Origin of the sequence: Paraburkholderia sp. BL10I2N1 (assembly GCF_004361815.1) — a bacterium.
In the GTDB taxonomy this organism is placed as follows: domain Bacteria; phylum Pseudomonadota; class Gammaproteobacteria; order Burkholderiales; family Burkholderiaceae; genus Paraburkholderia.
Map to the genome: position 1 here is coordinate 2754551 of NZ_SNWA01000002.1, position 18943 is coordinate 2773493.

Annotated in this window: 16 protein-coding genes and 1 pseudogene; 10 read left to right on the forward strand and 7 right to left on the reverse strand. The window is 63.9% G+C overall.

Annotation, left to right across the window (positions count from 1 at the left end):
* Positions 1-124 precede the first annotated feature (124 nt).
* The 8 genes and pseudogenes from B0G77_RS34700 (at position 125) to hutC (B0G77_RS34735) (ending at position 7729) form a co-directional block, all read left to right on the forward strand.
* On the forward strand, positions 125-964 hold the full coding sequence (locus B0G77_RS34700) for an arylamine N-acetyltransferase (RefSeq protein ID WP_133666293.1): 840 nt from the start codon (positions 125-127) through the stop codon (positions 962-964).
* Positions 961-1638, forward strand: a complete 678-nt coding sequence (locus tag B0G77_RS34705; protein ID WP_133666294.1) for an isoprenylcysteine carboxylmethyltransferase family protein — start codon at positions 961-963, stop codon at positions 1636-1638. Before B0G77_RS34700 ends, B0G77_RS34705 begins: the two co-directional genes overlap by 4 nt.
* A 295-nt stretch (positions 1639-1933) precedes the next feature.
* Positions 1934-2794, forward strand: coding sequence for a transporter substrate-binding domain-containing protein (locus tag B0G77_RS34710; RefSeq protein WP_133666295.1), 861 nt, complete (start codon positions 1934-1936; stop codon positions 2792-2794).
* A 169-nt stretch (positions 2795-2963) separates the two neighbouring features.
* On the forward strand, positions 2964-3686 hold the full coding sequence (locus B0G77_RS34715; RefSeq protein WP_133666296.1) for an ABC transporter permease: 723 nt from the start codon (positions 2964-2966) through the stop codon (positions 3684-3686).
* A 16-nt stretch (positions 3687-3702) separates the two neighbouring features.
* Positions 3703-4456, forward strand: a pseudogene (locus B0G77_RS34720) (ABC transporter permease subunit).
* Positions 4457-4480: 24 nt separating this feature from the next.
* Positions 4481-5272, forward strand: a complete 792-nt coding sequence (locus tag B0G77_RS34725) for an ATP-binding cassette domain-containing protein (RefSeq protein WP_133666297.1) — start codon at positions 4481-4483, stop codon at positions 5270-5272.
* Positions 5273-5280: 8 nt separating this feature from the next.
* Positions 5281-6906: a histidine ammonia-lyase gene (gene hutH / locus B0G77_RS34730; protein WP_133666298.1), complete on the forward strand. Its 1626-nt coding sequence runs from the start codon at positions 5281-5283 to the stop codon at positions 6904-6906.
* Positions 6907-7009: 103 nt separating this feature from the next.
* Entirely contained in the window at positions 7010-7729 is a 720-nt protein-coding gene (hutC, locus tag B0G77_RS34735; RefSeq protein WP_133667005.1) for a histidine utilization repressor, read from the forward strand.
* A gap of 2 nt (positions 7730-7731) precedes the next feature.
* On the opposite strand, the gene hutC (B0G77_RS34740) is transcribed toward hutC (B0G77_RS34735), so the two are convergent.
* The 5 genes from hutC (B0G77_RS34740) to B0G77_RS34760 all read right to left on the reverse strand — a co-directional run bounded on the left by hutC (B0G77_RS34740) (position 7732) and on the right by B0G77_RS34760 (position 11806).
* Positions 7732-8595: a histidine utilization repressor gene (hutC, locus tag B0G77_RS34740; protein WP_133666299.1), complete on the reverse strand. Its 864-nt coding sequence runs from the start codon at positions 8593-8595 to the stop codon at positions 7732-7734.
* Between the two features lie 53 nt (positions 8596-8648).
* Positions 8649-9518 (reverse strand): amino acid ABC transporter ATP-binding protein, encoded by an 870-nt coding sequence (locus B0G77_RS34745; RefSeq protein WP_133666300.1) that lies wholly within the window; start codon positions 9516-9518, stop codon positions 8649-8651.
* A gap of 15 nt (positions 9519-9533) precedes the next feature.
* Positions 9534-10196, reverse strand: a complete 663-nt coding sequence (locus B0G77_RS34750) for an amino acid ABC transporter permease (RefSeq protein ID WP_133666301.1) — start codon at positions 10194-10196, stop codon at positions 9534-9536.
* A 10-nt stretch (positions 10197-10206) separates the two neighbouring features.
* Entirely contained in the window at positions 10207-10857 is a 651-nt protein-coding gene (locus B0G77_RS34755; protein WP_133666302.1) for an amino acid ABC transporter permease, read from the reverse strand.
* A 118-nt stretch (positions 10858-10975) separates the two neighbouring features.
* A complete protein-coding gene (locus tag B0G77_RS34760; protein WP_133666303.1) occupies positions 10976-11806 on the reverse strand; it encodes a transporter substrate-binding domain-containing protein in 831 nt (276 codons plus the stop codon).
* Positions 11807-12104: 298 nt separating this feature from the next.
* Here B0G77_RS34760 and B0G77_RS34765 point away from each other — a divergent pair, with 298 nt between their 5' ends.
* Both B0G77_RS34765 and B0G77_RS34770 read left to right on the forward strand, forming a co-directional pair.
* On the forward strand, positions 12105-13088 hold the full coding sequence (locus B0G77_RS34765) for a 2-oxoglutarate and iron-dependent oxygenase domain-containing protein (RefSeq protein ID WP_133666304.1): 984 nt from the start codon (positions 12105-12107) through the stop codon (positions 13086-13088).
* Positions 13085-14488 (forward strand): FAD-binding oxidoreductase, encoded by a 1404-nt coding sequence (locus B0G77_RS34770; protein WP_133666305.1) that lies wholly within the window; start codon positions 13085-13087, stop codon positions 14486-14488. Before B0G77_RS34765 ends, B0G77_RS34770 begins: the two co-directional genes overlap by 4 nt.
* On the opposite strand, the gene B0G77_RS34775 is transcribed toward B0G77_RS34770, so the two are convergent.
* Positions 14466-17960, reverse strand: a complete 3495-nt coding sequence (locus tag B0G77_RS34775) for an alpha/beta fold hydrolase (protein ID WP_133666306.1) — start codon at positions 17958-17960, stop codon at positions 14466-14468. The two genes, B0G77_RS34770 and B0G77_RS34775, sit on opposite strands and share 23 nt — an antisense overlap.
* Before the next feature lie 179 nt (positions 17961-18139).
* Entirely contained in the window at positions 18140-18928 is a 789-nt protein-coding gene (locus tag B0G77_RS34780; RefSeq protein WP_133666307.1) for a hypothetical protein, read from the reverse strand.
* Between the last annotated feature and the right edge of the window lie 15 nt (positions 18929-18943).

Here is an 18943-nt window from a genome sequence, read left to right on the forward strand (position 1 = left end):
CGCGCAGACCTCATGCGCGGATTCGCCGCTCACGCGCTATCGTCGACCCCCACGACGCGCTCGTTTCGCGCCGCGACTCCAACCGCAGATCGCAGCCGTGACCCACACCGGGCAGGAGACCCCGATGCACAACGAACTCGACCTCGACCGCTATTTCGCGCGCATCGGCTATCGAGGCCCGTGTACCCCGACGCTCGACCTGCTGCGCGAACTGCAGCGGCTGCACGCGCAGACCATCCCGTTCGAGAATCTCGACCCGCTGACTGGCCGCCGCGTATCGCTCGACCTGGCCGCCGTGGTGGACAAGCTGGTGGAGCGGCGGCGCGGCGGCTACTGCTTCGAACAAAACACGTTGCTGGCGCACGTGCTGATGCAGCTTGATTTCCGTGTGACGCCGCTGATCGCGCGTGTGTTGTGGGGACGCGCGCCCGACGCGGTCACGCCGAAGACGCACATGCTGCTGCGGGTCGATTTCGACGACGGGCCCTGGATGGCCGACGTCGGTTTCGGCGCGGTAACCTTGACGTCGCCGCTGCGCATCGTCCCCGGCGAACCCCAGCAGACGACGCTCGAGCCGTTTCGCCTCGCCGATGCATCGCATGGCGCTTTCGATCTCGAGATTCAAACCGGCGATACGTGGACGAAGGTGTATCGCTTCGACCTGTGCCGCGCGGAGTGGATCGATTACGAGGTGAGCAACTGGTTTACGTCGACGCATCCCGCGTCGTTCTTTACCACCGACCTGGTCGTGACGCGCGTCGGGCGGGATGGTCGTACCATCCTGTTCGATGATCGCCTGACCCTACGTTCGAAAGACGGCGGCGTAAGGGAGCGCAGGATCGCCGACGCGCACGAACTGGCAATCCTGTTGCGCGATGACTTCGGAATCGAGGTGGGCAATATCGATATCGCAGGCGTCTTCGCGCGCGTCAAGGGGCGCGTGCCGGACTTTGTGAAGCGATGATCGCGCGCCTCGTTATCCAGACGGTCCTGTGGCTCGCGGGAATCGGCGCTTTGCTGTTCGGCGCGGCGGGCACGGTGGCGTGGCCTGCCGGCTGGTGGTATCTGCTCGAAATGGGTGCGCTTGGAATCTGGATGGGCCTGCGCCTTGCGAAGGACGATCCGGCCTTGCTCGAGGAGCGCCTCAAGCCTTTTATACAGCGGGAGCAGGGTCTCTGGGACAAGGTGTTCATGGCGCTGGTCGCGATCGTCTGGTGTGCGTGGCTCGTATTGATGGCGCTCGATGCGGCGCGTTTCCGGTGGTCGTCGGTGCCACTCTGGCTGAACGTGGCCGGCGCGCTAGCGATATTCCTGTGTATCTGGATGACGGGGTTCGTGTTTCGCGCCAACAGCTTCGCCGCCCCAGTCGTGAAAATTCAGAGCGAGCGCGGGCATAAGGTTGCCGATACCGGGCCGTACGCGTGGGTGCGCCATCCGATGTATTCGGCCGCCATTCTTTTCTTTATCGGTTTGCCCTTGCTGCTTGGCTCATGGTGGGGCCTCGCCTGCGCGCCGCTGCTGGTCGCGGGACTCGGCGCCCGGGCCGTGATGGAAGAGCGCATGCTCATCGCGCAACTGCCTGGCTACGCCGATTACGCCGCGCGAGTGCGGTATCGGCTGGTGCCGGGGATCTGGTAGGCCGCCCATTCCTCATCAGCCGCTCCCCATCCGGAGCCTCTCCCATCTTTTGCACCAACCTGTCTAGACAAAACGCCCCAATCCGGCGCGAATCTGCACAACTTTGCAACCTTCGCCAGCGCTTGAAACGTCTTCGAAAGCCTTGACCATAGGGCTTTCCCCAAGATCGGCAGGTTTTATCGCAAAATTTCTTGCGGTGGCGTTTTGACTCGTGCAGACTTGTCTATACAAATTCAACGGGCGGCGGAGCGCCTGACCGGTTGGATGGTGTTCCCTCGACAAAAGGAGATTCGACGTGAAGGTCAAGCGCACTACGTTGGCAAAGGCTTTGATGGGCGCCGTCCTCGGCGCAGCGGCAGTACTCGCGGCACCGGTGCAGGCGAAGGAATGGAAAACGGTCACGATCGCCCTCGAAGGCGGCTACGCACCGTGGAATCTGACATTGCCTGGCGGCAAGCTGGGCGGCTTCGAGCCGGAGCTTGTCGCCAATCTCTGCGCACGCATCAATATCCAGTGCAACCTCGTGGCGCAAGATTGGGACGGCATGATCCCGGGCCTCCAGGCCGGCAAGTTCGACGTGCTGATGGACGCCATCTCGATCACGCCGGAACGCGAAAAGATCATCGCGTTCTCGAAGCCGTACGCAGCGACGCCGGCCACCTTCGCCGTGACCGACACGAAGGTCCTGCCGAAGGCCTCGCCGACGGCGCAACCCGTCAAACTGACCGGCGACCCGAAAACGGACCAGCCGACCGTCGACGCACTGCGCAAGCAACTGAAGGGTAAGACGATCGGCATCCAGTCGGGCACCGTCTACACTAAGTTCATCAACGACGGCTTCAAGGACATCGCGACCATCCGCGTCTACAAGACGTCGCCGGAACGCGATCTGGACCTGGTTGCGGGCCGCATCGATGCTTCCTTCGACGACGTGACCTACTACGCCGCGAACATGGACAAGAAAGAAAACGCGTCGATCGTACTGGCTGGACCGAAGATTGGCGGCCCGATCTGGGGCCCGGGCGAAGGCCTCGCATTCCGCAAGCAGGACTCGGACCTGAAGACGAAGTTCGACGCGGCGATCACGGCTGCACAGGCCGACGGCACGATCAAGAAGCTGTCCGACAAGTGGTTCAAGACCGACGTCACGCCCTGATACGGGTCACGGCGAAGCCGCGATGCGGCCCATACACGATATATGCCGCATCGCGTAGCACCGCAGCAACAGGCAGTACGTAACATCATGCAGCAAGGTTGTAGCGATTCGCGCGGCGTCCGCCGCGCGAATCGTCGAATCATCGATCGTACTGGTTGAGGAGTAGCGAATGGCTCTGATCGAGATGCTCGGCTTCGGGCCGGAAGGCTGGGGTGGCGTGTTGTTGCTCGCGGCGTTGATGACCGTCGCGCTGACGCTCGCGGCACTCGCGGTCGGTGCGGTATTCGGTGCGCTGGTTGCGGCGGCCAAGCTGTCGCGCTATCGCAGCTTGCGCGTCATCGGCGATTTCTACACGACGGTGTTTCGCGGCGTCCCCGAACTCCTCGTGATCTATCTGTTCTACTTTGGCGGTTCGACGCTGGTGACCACGGTCGGCCAGTGGTTCGGCGCCGAAGGCTTCGTCGGCGTGCCGCCGTTCGTGATCGGCGCGCTGGCGGTCGGGATGATTTCCGGTGCGTATCAGGCCGAGGTCTATCGCGCCGCTGTGCTGGCGGTGTCGAAAGGCGAACTCGAAGCGGCTCGCGCAACCGGCATGCACACGCTGCTGGTCGCGCGCCGTATCCTGATTCCGCAGGTGCTGCGCTTTGCGCTGCCGGGCATCGGCAATGTGTGGCAGCTAAGCCTCAAGGACTCGGCGCTGATCTCGGTGACAGGCCTCGCAGAATTGCTGCGCACGAGCCAGATCGCCGCAGGTTCCACCCATCAATACTTCACGTTCTTCGTCGTGGGCGGCGCGATCTATCTGGTGATGACGGGCATCTCCAACCGGGTCTTCAACCACGCGGAAGCGCGCGTCGGACGATCCTTCAAGCGCAATTTCGCGCGCAACTGACGAGGGAGCCGCCATCATGCATTTCGATTTCGATTTCCTCCTCGACACGCTGCGGCAACTGTTCGGCGCCGTGCCGACCACGCTGGGCCTGTTCTTCACTTCGCTGGTGCTGGGCGGTCTGCTATCGCTCGTGATCGTCACGATGCGCGTGTCGCCGCACTGGTTGCCGAACCGCTTCGCCCGCGGCTACATCCTCGTATTTCGGGGCTCGCCGCTGTTGATCCAGATGTTCCTCGTCTACTACGGGATGGGGGCAGTTCGGCATCATCCGCGAGAGTTTCATGTGGCCGGTGCTGCGCGATCCGTATACCTGCGCGGTGCTGTCGCTCGCGCTGTGTACCGCTGGGTATACGGCCGAGATCATTCGCGGCGGACTGATGGCCGTGCCGGTTGGCCAGATCGAAGCGGGCTATTCGATCGGTCTGTCGGGATTTGCGCTTCTGCGCCGGGTGATCGGCCCGATCGCGCTGCGCCAGTGTCTGCCCGCCTATTCGACTGAGGCCGTGCTGCTCGTGAAGTCCACCGCGCTCGCGAGTCTCGTCACCGTGTGGGAAGTGACGGGCGTCGCGCAGCAGATCATCCAGCAGACCTATCGCACGACCGAAGTGTTTATCTGCGCAGCCCTCATCTATCTGTTCCTGAATTTCGTCATCGTGCGTCTGCTGGGTCTGCTCGAGCGCCGCCTGTCGCGTCATCTGCGCGATGCGCCCGCAGCAGCCGTGGCCCGCCCGGTTTCCGCCACCACCGAAGCACGTCGTGCCGCACCCTGAACGGCAGTCATTCTGGAGAATCACATGAACGCTAAGGCACCCGTTGCATTGTCGGTCAAGAACATTCACAAGTCGTTCGGCGAACACCACGTCCTCAAGGGCATCTCGCTCGATGCGCACGAAGGCGACGTGATCTCGATCCTCGGCGCGAGCGGCTCGGGCAAGAGCACGTTCCTGCGCTGCCTGAACCTGCTGGAGACGCCTGACGATGGCTCGGTCTCGCTCGCCGGCGAGGAACTGCAGATGAAGCGTCGCGGTGACGGCAAGCTGCACCCGCGCGATAAAAGCCAGGTGGACCGCTTCCGTTCGCAGCTCGGCATGGTGTTCCAGAACTTCAACCTCTGGTCGCATATGACGGTGCTCGAAAACCTGATCGAAGGTCCGATGCGCGTGCTGAAGCGGTCCCGCGCCGAGTCGATTGAAGAAGCCGAAGCGCTGCTCGCGAAGGTCGGCCTCGCGGAGAAACGCGGACACTATCCGGCGCACCTGTCGGGCGGTCAGCAGCAGCGCGTCGCGATTGCGCGCGCGCTGGCGATGCATCCGAAAGTCATGCTGTTCGATGAGCCGACTTCCGCGCTCGATCCGGAACTGGTCGGCGAAGTGCTGCGCGTCATGCGCTCGCTCGCTGAAGAGGGCCGCACGATGCTGGTGGTGACGCACGAAATGGGCTTCGCGCGCCATGTGTCGAATCGGGTGATGTTCCTGCATCAAGGGGAAGTCGAAGCCGACGGCACACCGGATGAGGTCTTCGGCGAACTTAAATCCGACCGTTTCAGGCAGTTCGTGTCGAGCCACCATTCCCGCACTACAAACTGAGCATCATCATGGCTGTGATCCGTTCCGATTATCCCCTCGACTGGCGTCAGGTCGCCGCAATTGCCGCGGGCGAACCGCTCGAACTCTCGGCCGACGCGCGCTCGCGCATTGCGGCGGCGCGCGTGCTCGTCGAACAGATCGTCGAGCGCGGTATTCGCGCCTATGGCGTGAATACCGGCGTCGGCGCGCTGTGCGATGTGATGGTGTCGCCGTCCGAGCAGCGCTCGCTGTCGCGCAATATCCTGATGAGCCACGCGGTGGGCGTCGGCGCGCCGCTCGGCGTCGCGGAGACGCGGGCCATCATCGCCGCAGCGGTCAACAACTTCGCGCACGGCCATTCGGGTATCCGGCTGGAGATCGCCGAGCGGCTGGTGGCATTGCTCGATGCGGATTGCCTGCCGGAAGTGCCGGCGTTCGGCTCCGTCGGTTACCTGAGCCATATGGCGCACATTGCGCTGGTGTGTATCGGCGAAGGCCATGCGCGGCACCGCGGCGAACGCATCACCGGCCGCGAAGCGTTGCGCCGGCTCGGCCTCGAGCCGCTGGTGCTCGAAGCGAAAGAGGGCTTGAGCCTGGTCAACGGCACGCCGTGCGTCACCGGCCTCGCCGCGCTGGCGCTCGCTCGCGCCGAACGCCTGCTCGACTGGACCGACGCGGTCGCGGCGATGAGCTTCGAAAACCTGCGCGGGCAGCTCGCCGCGTTCGATGCCGATTCGCTTTCGCTGCGCGTGTCGCCGGGTCTGAATGTAGTGGGCGAACGGATGCGCAACGCGCTTGCCGACAGCGGCATGCTCGCGTCGGTAGTCGGCCAGCGCACGCAGGATCCGCTGAGCATGCGAACCATTCCGCACGTCCACGGCGCGGCGCGCGATGTGCTCTCGGCAACCGCCGATGTGGTCAACCGCGAACTCGCTTCGATCACCGACAACCCCATCGTCGCCGGCACGCCGGACGCACCGCGCGTGTATTCGCAGGCGCACGCGGTAGGCGCATCGATTGCGCTCGCGATGGACGGCCTCGCGACCGCGATCGCGCAGGTTGCGGCCATGGCCGAGCGGCGTCTGGACCGGCTCGTGAATCCGCTCGTCAGCGGCTTGCCGGCGTTCCTCGCCCAACCGGGCGGCACCTGTTCCGGCTTCATGATCGCGCAGTACACAGCGGCCTCGCTGGTCGCGCAGAACCGTCGGCTCGCCGCGCCGGCGAGCCTCGACGGCGGCATTACGTCGGCCCTGCAGGAAGATCATCTGTGTCACGCGACACCGGCCGCGCTGAAAGCGCTGGAGATCGTCGACAACGCGGGCCGGATCGTCGCGATCGAACTGCTTGCGGCGGCGCAGGCCTACGACCTGCAGACCATCGATGCACCGCGCGCACCACTTATGGATGCGTTGTGGCGGCGCGTGCGCAGCCTCGTGCCGACTTATCGCGACGACCGGCCGCTTGCCGACGACATGGCCGCCGCCTTCCGCCTGATCGCTGACGCGGCGCCGCCGTTGTTGCCCAATCCCGGCAAACCTGTGTCGCCGCCGGCCGGCAATCATGCATTCGATACCGCGAACAAGGCGACGCTGGCCGCGGACGACGCCACGAGCATCGCAGCGAACGATCCACATTCGGTGGCCAGCATTGGTTGATTGAGCCAGCCGCTGGCCGACCGGCCGGCTATCTGGCATATTGCGTGCAACCCACGAGGTCGACGTGAATTTGAACGGGCAACCACAAACAGGTCAGGATCGGATGGCGGGCAACGGCAGCGCCTCATCGCCAAAAGCGATGCCCGTTTACGAGCAGATCAAGCGCTACGTCGTGAATCGCATCGCCGAAGGCGTCTGGAAGCCGGGCGGACTGATTCCGTCCGAAGCCGAACTCGTGAAGGAGTTCGGCGTGGCGCGCATGACGGTGTCGCGCGCGTTGCGTGAGCTGACCACCGAGCGCGTATTGACGCGCGTGCAGGGCTCGGGCACGTATGTCGCGCCGCGGCACTATGAATCGACTGTACTCGAGATCCGCAATATCGCCGACGAAATCGCGGCCCGCGGCCATCGCCATACCGCCCGCGTGCTGACGCTCGAGCCGGGCGACGATCCGCTGGCGCTCGATGCGCTTGGCCTGTCCACGGGGCCGGTGTTCCATTCGCGAATCGTGCACGAGGAAGAGGGCGAGCCGATCCAGTACGAAGACCGCTATGTGAACCCGAAGGTGTTTCCGGCGTATCTGGAGCAGGATTTCACGGTCGAGACACCGAACCACTACATGGTGCGGCTCGCGCCGATCCAGCGCGCGGAGTTTCGCATCTACGCGCAGAAACCCGATGCGCACGTGCGCAGGCATCTGATGATGGAGATCGGCGAGCCGTGCCTGATGTTGTGGCGCAGGACGTGGGTTGGCGTCGACGTGGCGACGTCGGTGCAGTTATGGCATCCGGCCTCGCGCTTTCACCTCGCGGGGAACGTTTGAGGTCAGTCCTGACGATGTGATGTAACGGGTGCAAACCGGCAGCCGAGCCGGTAACGCGTACCCGGATGCACGAAACGCGCGAACGTGACGGCCACGCCGCTCGTCCACGTTCGCCGCACGAGCGTCAGGCAAGGCTCTCCCTCCGCGATCTCAAGCAACGCTGCTTCGGCGCGCGTCGGCAAACCCGCATCGACGATATGCTCCACGTCGTGCGCGGGCACGTTCGTGAACAGATACTCCGAAGGCCGGATCACCGAAAAGTCCTGCAGGATGAAGTCCGGCGCAACGGCCGGATTCACGTAGCGGTCTTCAAGCTGCACCGGCAGCCCGTTTTCGCGATGCACGCAGATCACATGAAACACCGACGCGCCCGGCGCGAGTCCCAATGCGTTCGATACGTTCGCGGGCGCGGTTTCCCGCTGTGTGAGCAGCGTCTCATACGTATATTCATGGCCCCGTGAGCGGATCTCGTCGCCGATGTGGGCAATCATCAGCAGGGTGGACTGCGGCTTCGCCTGCGCGACGAAGGTGCCGACGCCCGAGATGCGGGTCAACAAACCTTCGTCGGTGAGTTCGCGTAGCGCGCGGTTGACGGTCATGCGCGACACGCCGAGCGCGGCGACCAGATCGAGTTCGGACGGAATGCGGTCGCCGGGCCGTCGCGCACCGGATTCGATCGTATTGCGGATGTAGTTCTTCACCTGCTCGTAACGCGCAGCAGGCGGCGCGGCCACTCTCGCGCTGGACGTGCCGCCCTGCGCGCCGCCGCCACGCGCGGCTGCGCACGTGGTGGCCTGGTTCGCCGCGACGGGCGCCGCGCTATCAGGCTTGCCGGCGCGCTTCGGGCGGGTAGGGGATGGGGACATCGAGTGACCTCTTTACACCCGGCCGCGGCGCAAAAAAAGAAGCGCGCCGCGGCTCATACGGGTTCTCCGTCGGCGCCGCTGCGTGTCCAGAACCCATTGCGATCGAAGTAGTTCTGCAGGAACTGCCGCAGACGCGGCTGCTCCGCATCATGAAAGACATCGCGGGGATTGCCTTCCACGGCAATACGCCCCTGGTCGATGAACACAACCTTGTCGGCGACCTGCGCGGCGAAGCCCATCTCGTGTGTCACCACGGCCATCGTCATGCCGTCGCGTGCGAGCTGCTTCATCACCTGCAGCACTTCGCCGACGAGTTCCGGGTCGAGCGCCGAAGTCGGCTCGTCGAACAGCATGATGTGCGGCTCCATCGCGAGCGCACGCGCAATGGCGACGCGCTGCTGCTGGCCGCCGGAAAGCTTCGCCGGATAGGCATCGCCCTTGTGCGCGAGACCGACCGTCTCGAGCATGGCGAGTGCTCGCCGGCGCGCGTCGTCGCCCGACAGGTGACGTACCCGCCGCAGCGCTTCCATCACATTGCCGAGCGCCGTCATGTGCGGCCACAGGTTGAACTGCTGAAACACCATGCCGACGTTGCGCCGGACGCGATTGATCTCGCCCTGCGATGCGCGCATGCGCCTGCCATTGCGTTCGGTATAGCCGAGCAGTTCGCCTTCGATCCGCACGTCGCCCTGATCGTAGGTCTCGAGCGCGGCCAGACAGCGCAGCAGCGTGCTCTTGCCCGAGCCCGACGGCCCGATGATGCAGACCACCTCCGACTTCGCGATGTCCAGATCGACGCCGCGCAGCACTTCGTTTTCGCCGAAGCGCTTGCGCAGGTCGCGCACTTCGATCAGCGGCGCGTTGCGTGGCTGGGTCGTGCCCGTGGAGGAAAGGGAGGAGGGCATGTCGGTCATCGCGTTCATTGATATGCCTTTGGTTCATGCCATGAAACGGGCGAGCCGGTGCTCCGCCCACATGCCGGCGCGCGACGTCAGTTCGACGAGTGCGAGATAGCAGAAGCACAGGACGAGCAGCGTCTCGACGAAAGCAAAGGTTGCCGAGCCGATGCCGGTCAGCACGAAGGTGAGTTCGGGCACCGTAACGATCGACAGCACGGCGGTTTCCTTGCTGAGCACGATGATCAGGTTCGTGAGGGCAGGCACGATCAGCACGAGCATCTGCGGCACCTGAATACGCAGCACGGCCTGCCAGCGCGACATCCCGAGACAGGACGCCGCTTCGAGGTGTCCGGGCGGCACCGACTGGAAGCCGGAGCGGAACACTTCAGCGAAATACGCGCTGCCATAGAGCCCGAGTCCGAGTATGCCGGCCGTCATCGGTTCAAGCGTGAGACCGATCGAAGGCCCGCCGTAGTAAAGCAGAAACAGCTGCACCAGAAACGGCGTGCCGCGAAAGAGTTCGATATACGCGCGCAGAATGCCGCGCGTCCAGCGTCCGCTGAAGAGTTGCAGCACGGCGATCAGAAAACCGAGCACGAGCCCGATTGCGACACCGGCGGCCCACGTGCCGAGCGTGGTCGCAAGACCGGCGGCGATGGGCTGGATGTTGTGCGTGATGACGGCAGGGTCGAATTGCTGCATCGCAGAGGCCTCAGGCGTGCTGCAAACGGTATTCGGCGGTGTGCGCAACCAGCGCCAGCACTCCGCAGATGACGAAGTAGATCAGTCCGGCCGCGACATACGCTTCGAGCGGACGGTACGTGCTGGCCGCGATGTTCTGCGCGGTGCGCGTGATTTCAGCCACGCCGACCACCGAAATCAGCGATGAAGCCTTGATCAGCAGCACCATTTCGTTGACGAGCGAAGGCAACGTGAGCCGGAACGCCTGCGGCACCTGAATGCGCCGCAGCATGTCGAACGGCGAGAGGCCGAGCATGCGGGCGGCTTCGAGCTGTCCCGGCGGAATGCTCAGGAAGCCGCCGCGCAGGATCTCCGCGATATACGACGCGGAACACAACGACACCGCGCTGATCGCGGCCACGAGCGGCGACACGTTGATACCGACGAACGGCAGCAGGTAATAGACGAGCAACAGCTGCACCAGCATCGGCACGCCGCGAAAGAAGAACACGTACGCGCCGCCGAACATGCGTGCGGCGCGATACGCGGAGAGCCGCGCCGAACACACGCCGATCGCGACGAAGAAGCCGATCACGAGCCCGGTCAGCGAAATCCCGACCGTGGCGATGGCCGCGTGAAAGAGCAGTGGCAAACCCTGGATGAAGACGGTCGTGCTGAACATGGCCTGGCACCAGCAAACGGACAGAACGGGTTGGCGATGCGTGCCGGAGCCTCATGAGCCGGCACGCGTGCTGCGGCTCGTACATGGGATCCACGCGCACATCGCCCTCTTCAGGGCATCAGTAATTCGGCGTGGGCATCGTGGTCGGCGCATCCATCGCGACGCCGAACCATTTCTTTTGCAGCGCTGCGAGACGCCCGTCGTCATGCATCTTGACCAGTGCGGCGTTGAATGCGTCGGCGAGCGGCTTGCTGTCGGCGTCCTTGCGCAGCGCGTAAGCGAAGTACACCTTTGCGCCGAAGGGCGGCGTCACGACCGCGAAGGCTTCGGGGCGCTGTTTGGCGACGTAGGCGATGTTCGTCATCGAGTTCGCGACGGCGGCGATGCGGCCGGCGGCCAGGTCGGCGTAGGCCTGGTTGTTGTCGACATACTCGCGGATTTCAGGCGGTTTCGGCAGCGTGGCGGCGTATGCCTTCAACTGGTCGAGCTGCGCGGAACCCTTGCCGGCGCCGACCGTCTTGCCCGCGATATCCGACGACTGCTTGACACTCGTGTCGTTGGCGCGCTTCAGGAGGGCGTCGGTCGCGTCGGCGACGGGCAGGGTATACGTGTAGCGTTCCATCCGCGCTTTCGTCACCGTGAGCGGGCCGCCGACCATGTCGAACTTGCCGGCTTCGAGACCTGGCAGCACGCTCGGCCACGGCAGGTCGATGAAGCGCACCTTCACGCCGAGTTCCTTGCCGACCTCGGCGAAGAGATCCTTGTTGAAGCCCGCCTGCTGGCCGTTCTCGAGAAAATCGAACGGCGCGAACTGCATCTCCGTGCCGACGACGAGTTCGCCGGCCTTTTTCACTTTCGCGAGTTGATCGTCCGCCCAGGCGCTGCCGATGCTCGCGGCACACAACGTCAACACCATCAGACGACACTTCCAGCCTGCAAGGATGCTCATGGGATTCTCCGGTTGGCAAAGCGGTGTCGCGCGGAAACGATCATCGGCGCGCCTCATTCGGGGCAGTATATACCGCAGTTTTGGTGCGAAATAAATAAAGAATGTGAAGCGGTTAACGGTCTGATTATTCGGGCGCGGATGGCGCTGCAGCGCAACTTGCGAAGGAGGTTTTGGCGGTATATACAGCTGTGAATCGCTGGAAACGCAGGTGGCCTCAGAGCGCGGCCGCGCAGTGTGCGCCATCATCGATACCACTCATCCGCCGGTGCGCCGCACCGGCCATTCACGGAGCGTTGCGATGTCCCCCGTCACCCGGATCCCGATGATCGACCTTGCTGGCGTGCGAGCCGGCGATCCGCAGGCGCTTGTTCGCGTCGGCCGCGAAATTCACGACGCCTGCACGACGATCGGCTTCTTTTACATCATCAATCATGGCGTGCCGCAGGCTGCGATCGATGCCGCAGAGCAGGCCGCGCGCCGGTTCTTTGCGTTCCCCGTCGAGACGAAACGACGCGCGGCCGTGAACCAGCGGCATCGCGGCTTCAATGCGCTGGGCGACGCCACCATGTACCAGGCGAAACGTCCCGATTACAAGGAGTTTTTCAGCATCGGGCTGGAATTGCCGGAGGACGATCCCGATGTGCTTGCCGGTCAGGCCTTGCGCGGTCCGAACAACTGGCCGGATTTCATGCCGGAACTGCGTCCCGCGTTGTACGGCTATTACGAAGCGGTGGCCACGTGTGGCAGCGATCTGTTGCGCGCGGTCGCCGTCGGGCTCGGTGTCGATGAGCATTTTTTCGCGTCCCGCTATACGAAACGGATGCAACGTACGCAGATGGTCTACTACCCGCCCCAGCCTCCGCAATCCGACGAAGACCAGTTCGGCGTCGCGCCGCACACGGACTATGGCTGCATCACGCTGTTGTGGCAGGATCAGGTAGGCGGTCTGCAGGTCCGTGAAATCGCGAACGACATCTGGGTCGAGGCGCCGCCGATACCCGGCAGCTTCGTCGTCAATGTCGGCGATCTGCTGGCCCGCTGGACCAACGATCGTTTCCGCTCAACGTTGCATCGCGTGATCAATGCGTCGGGCCGCGAGCGCTATTCGATCGCGACATTTTATGATCCCACTTACGGTGCGATGGTCGATCCGCACGATCTCGGCGTGAGCGAGGTGGAGCGACGTTACGAACCCGTCGCGGCGGGCGATTACATACTCGGCCGCATTAACGATTCGATGGGCTACAGAAAGAAACACGCAATGCAGGGAACCACGGCATGACGACGGAACAGAGCGCAGCGCTGGCTGCGACGCTTGCGGCCTTGCGAGACGCGCTGGGCGACGACGGGGTACGCACCGGTGAAGAGATCGGTGAGCGGTCGATGACGGACTACACGCGGCACGAGCCGACGCGGCCCGCCGCGCTGCTGCTGCCGCGCACGACAGAACAGGTCGCGCGTGCGCTGGCGATCTGCAATGACGCACGACAGAGCGTGGTGCCGCAGGGTGGCATGACCGGGCTGGCCGGCGGCGCGATTGCGCGTGCGACGGATATGGCACTGTCGCTGGATCGCCTGTCGGGAGTCGAGGAGATCGATAGCGCATCGGCCACGATGACAGTGCGCGCCGGCACCACACTGCAAACCGCACAGGAAGCCGCGGCGGAAGCGGGCTTCGAACTCACGCTCGATCTCGGCGCACGCGGCTCGTGCCAGATCGGCGGCAATCTCGCGACGAACGCGGGCGGCAATCGCGTGATCCAGTCGGGCACCGCGCGCGAGCAGGTGCTCGGCCTCGAAGCGGTGCTGGCGAACGGCTCGGTGTTGAGCTCGATGAGCAAGATGGTGAAGAACAACACCGGTTACGACCTCAAGCAGCTGTTCATCGGTTCGGAGGGAACGCTTGGTGTCATCACGCGGGCGGTGTTGCGTCTGCATCCTCAGCGCGTGTCGCGACATACGGCGCTCGTGGCGCTCGACAGCTACGACGCAGCGGTCAACCTGCTGCGCCGCCTGTCGACCCGCTTCGGGAACGACATCGGTGCATTCGAAATCATGTGGCCGGACTTCTTCGACTTCGGCGTATCGCTGATTGCGGGAGCCCGCTCGCCGTTCTCAACGGCTCATCCGTTGTACGCGCTGATCGAACATGCGAGCTTCGATGCCACCGACGACGGCGAACGCTTCGCGTCCGTCCTCACCGAAGCGCTGGAAACAGAGGTGATCCGCGATGCCGTCATCGCACAATCGGTCGCCGATGCGCGGGCGCTGTGGGCGATCCGCGAGTGCACCGCGGAGTTTCCATCGCGGCTCGATCCGGTCAATTTCGACGTGAGCCTGCCGATCGGCGAGATCGGTCGTTTCGTCGACCATTGCCGCGCTGCGCTGGATGCAAAATGGCCGGGGAATCGTTCATATTTCTTCGGCCACATCGGCGACTCGAACCTGCATCTGACAGTCGATGGCCATTCGGTGCCGGGCGTCGAACACCACGCCGTCTATGCCTTCGTCTATGAGATGCTCGGACCGTTGCACGGCTCCGTCTCGGCGGAGCATGGCATCGGCCTGCTGAAGCGCGAATTCCTGCCGGTTTCGCGCTCGGCTGAAGAACTGGCCGCGATGCGGGCGATCAAGCGCGCGCTCGATCCGAACGGGATTCTCAATCCGGGAAAACTGCTTTAAGCATGCGCAACAGGACAGAACGCGGCCCGCACGCCGCGCCTCGCATGGTTTCGCCCGCCGCAGCAGAGGCGCCAGGACCAGAACCAGGCCTGGCATAAGCGTTCAGCTGCCTGGCGATATACGGATAGACATCGGCGGCGGCATTCTTGCCGAACATGCAGTCGAGATGCCCGTAGCCGTCGATCACATGGCGCTCGTAGTTGTCCGGCCCAAACGCGCCGACCAGCATGTTGTACGTCTTCTCAGTGCTGGCGGGTGCGTACACGCGGTTCTCGGCTCCGTGGATGAAGGCGATCGGCCGGTTCAAGCCGTCGAGATCATTCATGTAGACATCTTCGCCCTCCGCGTTCACGAGATGCCCCGCGCGGACGATCGCTGCCAGGTGGCTGAAAAGCGCGACATCGTGCACTCCAAGCAATTCCTGCAGGTTCTGATGCAGCAGCTCGTCGAGCTGCGCATGCTCGTATAGCAGGCCGTACATGAACGTCGCACGATGGCAGATGGCGTTGTCGCATTCTTCATCATGCTCGACGGGATACACGCGCAGCGCTTCGTCCAGCAGGTTCTTCGGCCAGTTCGCGTGCTGCGTGAAGGCCGTCATGTCCTTGATGCCGAGATGCTCGAGGAGTTGCGGCACATGCAGTCCGGCCTTGATTTCGCCCAGCAGCGGCGGGTCGAGATGCGCCGACACCTGCGACAGCACGACCGAGCGCACGCCTTTCAGCCTGTCCTGCCGGGACAGGAGGGACATCGTCAGCGCAACCGCGCCGAAGCAGTGTGCGACGACCTGGATGCTGGCCTGGCCCGATAGCTCGATCACCTTGGCGACGGCCGCAGGAATGTCGTATTTCGCCACCAGATCGCCGTTGGTGGGCTCCGCCGCGCTCGGCAGTTCGATACTCGTGCGCAGATCGACCAGCCACACGTCATAGTCGAGCGCACACAGGTATTCGACGAGATTCGTGCCGATCATGTCCGTCGCAAACATCCGGCTCGATACGCCGGAGCCGTGAATCAGCAGCACCGGACCTCTATCGCCGCCTTGATAGCGCGTGAGCCGCAGTCTCTTGCCGTCTTCGGTATCGAAGAAGGAGACCTGCGGCAGTGGAGCACGCAGGGGGCGCTTGACGCGCGGTGGCGCGTAAGGATCGACATAGTCGAGCGGGGCGAAGACGCCGCCGTATTCGGTGAGCAGCACACCGCCGAAGAACTTGCCGAATTTCGTGGCCCACGCGAGACGCGTTTCCATGTCTGGCGCGTTGGTGATGTCGTAAGTGGTCGACTGCTTGAGGAAATTTTCCGGCGTGATGATGAGTGTCGCGCGGCCGATGGGCGCGGCGTCGCCGGCCTCCGAGTCACGTATCTCGGCATAGAGCGTGTTGGTCTGCTTCCACAGTTCGCTCGGGCTCGTGTGCGTGATGATCTTCTGTCCGAACAGGTAGTACGGCTTGCCTTCGGCCGACTGAAGCGTCATCCGGTAGTTCATGTCGCGCCGGTCGACATGATTTTCATCCACGACGAACAGATTGAAGCGGCCATTCGAGATCGTCAGCGGTTGCGCCGACAGGGCGGCACAGGTGAGCGTGCCTGCCATCTGCGCTTCGTGGCTGGGGTTCTTCATCATGTCGTCGAGATCGTCCGAGATGATGGTCGCCGTGAAGCTCATGTTGACCGCATCGCCCGCGCCGGCGGGCGTGTAATCGCCCACCATGTGTTCCGTAAAGCGCAGGCCGACCTTCGTGACCGGCTCAGGAGCGGACCTGTCGACGGCGCGGTAATCGATGGTCCATTCGTATCGCTTCGCAAGCCGGGCGCAGTTGCGCTCGGCGAGCGCGGAGATCGTCAGCAATGGATTCACGCCGAGCGACATCGGCATCACGGAGCCGTCCATCACGTACAGGCCGTCGTGCACCGCGTTGTCCGCCGCGCCGGTGAACACGCGGCCGGACTCGTCGACCACGCCGTGTCTTGCGTCTTCCCCCATCCCGCAGCCGCCGAGAGGATGGACGGTGACGAGCCGGTCCTTGAACAGGTCGGTGGAAATCGGGTTGCGCAGGTAGGTGCCGCCGAGCGCCTGGGTAGCCGTGATCAGCGCGTTCTCCACGGTCCTGTAGATCGGCTGCTCACCCGCCTTCGGCCATTTGATGCGGGGGCGGCCATTCTGAACGCGGATCTCGCCCGCTTCGTCGTCGTGGGCCATTACCAGATACGTCTGCGTGTTGCGCATGGCGCCGTGATAGGGGCCGCGCAGCAAACCTTCCAGAATGCGGCCTTGAGCGTCGAGGGCACCTTCGCCGGGCAGGTGGGGCACTTTCACGCCTTCGAACAGATCCGAACCGCCGAGCAACTCCAGCATGGCTCCCCCGATCGGCGCCGCGAGCGAACCTTCCTCGATGACGAAGCCGTCTTTCACATCGGGGGTGGCGCGATGATCGATCAACCCGCATATGGTCGGACCCACGGCCGGAATCGAGCCGTCCGTGTGCGTGCCCCAGCCGACGCCGTTGATCTCCTTGTCTGTGTTGAACGCGAAGGCGAGCACGTCGCCGTTGCCGGAGAAATGCTTGCCGAGCTCTTCGGAGACGGAGAGGCCGGCTTCCTTCGAGCGCAAGAGGAGCGCCGTCGAACCGAGCGTGCCGGCCGAGATGATCACGACGTCGGCGGTGACAGACAGGTCAGGTGCATCGTAAATGTCCCGGCCGAGGCCAACCAGTTGATACTGCACTCGCCACTTCGCTGGATCGTTGTCGCGCACCACGGAATGCACCGCGACACCCGTGAAAATCTGCGCGCCATGTGCAACCGCATCCGGCAGATAGTTCATATGGGTGGAATTTTTCGCGAGATGGTTGCAGCCGGAGTTGCAGTCGCCGCAGCCGATACAGCGAGCCTGTTCGACGCCGGCTGCGTTTTTGCCGTTCCTGAACGTGACAGTGACGGGGGGGCGTGAGAACTGCTTTGCCCACCCAAGCGTCTGCGCGGAGGCTTGAAGCGCGTCGAGCTTGGGCAGGCGCGGAAAATCGTCCGGTACCGGCGACGGTTGCAGCATATCCCATGCGCGCTGGTAACCGGTGCGCAGTCCATCGATGTCGTTGCGCACGGAGGCGGGCCAGCGCGGATCCCGCCACAGACGTTCATCCGGTTTGAGCGCGACATTCGCGTTGATCAACGACGTGCCGCCGAGTCCGCAACCCACCACCGCGTTGACTTCGGCATTGACGTGCACTTCGAGCAGCGCTAGCGGCGACCCCAGATGCGCTTCTTCCGTGTTGTACTGCATCTGCGCGGCGCCCTCGAGCGGTGTCGAAGGAAACTCGCCCGCCATGAACTCGCGGCCGCGTTCGAGCAGGCAGACGTCGCACCCGGCGCGCGCCATGCGGCTAGCCGCGATGGCGCCTCCATAACCCGACCCGACAACCAGGACCTGGTAATGCGGTTTCATCGCCTGAACGGCGCTGGACAAGCGGTTCATACGTTCACCTTGTTTTCGCAGGCGCAGGATGGGGGAAACCCTGGCGGGACGGGAGCGAGCGGAGGCGCGCTCCGGAGCTTATTCATCTTAGACGGCGCAGCCAGCCGCGACGGAAAAAAACACGCGGCGTTCACGCGGCCGGACCGGACGTGACACGCCGCGCGCAGGCTGCGCTGTGATCAGGCGGCTTCGTTCATTTCGAGTGCGCTCGATTCGGCCGCGAGCAGGTTCAACGCGACCAGAATCGCGTCGCGATTGTCGGGCGCGATCTCGATACCGAGCACGTCGGAGAACCAGCGGCCGATCTTGGTATTGGAAAAATCCTCGGCATTGGCCGTCTTTTTCATGGTGACGCCGAGTTTGACCGCACGATAGTGGTACGAAGGCACGCGATATTCGGCGGCTACGGCCGACAGGCCACCCTTGCTTTCGGAACACCAGCCGAGGCTGCCGGCCAGCACGACCTGCTCCGGCCCACCGAGGCTCGCGATGAAGTCCCGCGCCGCGCGGCGTACGCGGCGCTCGTCGAGGCCGTAGTCCATCAGGACGCTGTCGACCGGGTCGTCCAGCGCGTGCGCGTGCAGGTCGATCTCCTGTTCCATGCCTTCGTTTTCCATGGAGACGTTGCGTTGATGGCTTGCACTGCGAAGACAGTCGATCAGATAGCGGCGGAAATACGCGCAGAGCGCATAGCTGTTGGACGGCGCGCTTTCCGGGCAGGCCTGGGACTCGGAATGGCCGGGGGCGAGGCGCAGCACCTTCGTGTAGATGAACTGGGCGACGAGTTCTTCCTTGTCCTCGCCGAGCGCCTGCAACTCGACGGGATGGTAGGCACGCAGCGCGCGCCGCACGAGGTCGTACATCGATACCATCTCGTCGTCCGACAACTGCGTGCGACGGCGCCAGAGTTCCGGCAGGATTGCGTCGTCGAGATGTCGTGCCAGCTCGCGGCTCGCTACAGCGCCCATGAAAGCCTCCATCGA